We start from the raw sequence: 1,856 nt of genomic DNA, 5'->3' as shown, positions 1-1,856 counted from the left end.
TGTGTATAAGAGACAGGGCCCCCTCCGGAAACGGTGAAAGGGCGGGACCGGGGCACACCACCGCGTGGCCTCCGCAACCGCCAGGCGGCACCCTGAAGACGAAGGCGACAGCCACACAGCCACCGCACGACACGACCACGGGGGACGCACCCGACAGGAAGGCGAACCGCGATGACCGCCAGCAACCCCGATCCCGACCCGGCCCGCACGCCCGGTCTGGAGCCCGGCGGCGGCGTACCGCCGGGCGAGACGCCCCCGGGTGAGGACAGCACGAGCGGCGCGGGCCCGCGCGAGACCTACAACCCGACGCGCGGCTGGGCGAAGGGGCCGCTCTTCGCCATCGGCGCCCTCGTCCTGGTCTTCGTCGTGACGGTGATCATCTGGGCCGCCCTGGTGTGACGCGTGGCCGGGCGCGGAAACCCCGTACCGGTCACGGACCGGCCGGGCGCCGACGCCCGGCCCCAACCGCATAGACGTCCGGACCCGCCCCGCCTCAGGCCGCCGTCTGGAAGACGGGCTCGGCCGCCGGCGGCACCGGCGCCGCCACCGGCCGGCCGGCCGGCGCGCCCCGCCGGCGGCGGAAGAGCATGCCCGCGCCGATGACGGCCGTGATGACCACACCGCCGACGACGAGCGCCCCGCGCTCGCCCGCGCCCTGGACGAGGAGGCCCAGCAGCGGCGGCCCGGCGAGGCCCCAGGCGGTGCTCACGCTGCGCCAGACGCCGAGGACGCGGCCGCGCATGTGCGGCGGCGGGTCGGTCTGGAGGACGGTCGTGGTGGCCGTGTCCGAGACGGACTCGACGATGGCCATCGGCACCACCATCACCAGCAGCATCATCAGCATCGGGCTCAGCCCGGCCGCGATCTGGAGCACCGCGCCCGCCGCGGCGAGCAGCGCGACGAGTCGCACGGTGGGCTTGCGCAGCCGGCCGGCCACGACGGCGCCCACGATGCCGCCGACGGCGAGCAGCGCGGACACCAGCCCGTAGGCGCCGGCGCCGCCGTGCAGCGGCCCGGTGACGAGGGTGGCGAGGGTGAGCTGGTAGTTGCGGCCGAGGACGGCGCTGACGGCGGCGATCACGGCGAGGGCGACAAGGGTGCGGCGGCTGAGGAAGAAGGCCAGGCCGCCACGGCTGTCCGACGCCGCCTCGGCGGGCGCCGCCTCGGCCGCCGCGCGGGCGTCCGGGTGCAGCCGGAGGAAGGGGATGACCGCGGTCACGAACAGGAACGACGCGCCGTTGAGGGCGTAGGCGCCGGCGGTGCCGATGGTGGCGATGCCGACGGCGGCGAGGGCGGTGCCGGCCAGCCGGCCGACGCTGTGCACGACGGAGCCCAGGGCGATGGCCGAGGGCACGTCCTTCTCGGGGACGAGGTCGTTGCCGAGCAGGGAGGTCGCCGGGCCGTCGACGGTGGCGATCAGGCCGGTGACGGCGGCGAGGATCATCAGGACAGGCACGGTCAGCATGCCGAAGCCCACCAGGACCGCGGTGGTGAAGGCCACGGCGGCCAGCAGCGCCTGGCTGACGGCGGCGGTGACCTTGCGCGGCAGCCGGTCCACGACGGCACCGCCGAGCAGGCCGAAGAGCAGGCCGGGCGCGGCCTGGACGGACAGCGAGAGGCCGGTCGCGGCGGCGGAGCCGGTCAGCTGGAGGACGAGCAGGTTCTGCACGGTCAGCTGCATCCAGGTGCCGAGGTTCGACACCAGGTTGGCGGCCGACCACCAGCGCATGCTGCGGCTCCGCAGGCAGCGCCAGGGCGACCGGTCGCCCTGGGCACCGGCCGGACGGCGGGTGAGCAGGGCGCGGACCGGGCGCACGCGGGCGGCGGGATCGGTCGTGAGGGCGGCGGGCTGGGCG

General features: G+C 76.1%; 2 protein-coding genes. One reads left to right on the top strand and one right to left on the bottom strand.

The window, feature by feature from the left end; translation table 11 throughout:
• Positions 1-171 precede the first annotated feature (171 nt).
• The gene (locus ACSNOK_RS32810) at positions 172-399 is read left to right on the top strand and encodes a DUF6480 family protein (RefSeq protein ID WP_436784438.1); all 228 of its coding nucleotides are present in this window, start codon (positions 172-174) and stop codon (positions 397-399) included.
• Between the two features lie 94 nt (positions 400-493).
• Here ACSNOK_RS32810 and ACSNOK_RS32805 read toward each other — a convergent pair whose 3' ends face one another.
• Entirely contained in the window at positions 494-1,816 is a 1,323-nt protein-coding gene (locus ACSNOK_RS32805) for an MFS transporter (RefSeq protein WP_436784439.1), read from the bottom strand.
• Between the last annotated feature and the right edge of the window lie 40 nt (positions 1,817-1,856).

Source organism: Streptomyces sp. URMC 126, from assembly GCF_051386555.1.
GTDB lineage: Bacteria > Actinomycetota > Actinomycetes > Streptomycetales > Streptomycetaceae > Streptomyces.
The sequence above is the reverse complement of the archived record's forward strand: the minus strand, read 5'-3'. Positions and strand labels throughout refer to the sequence as shown.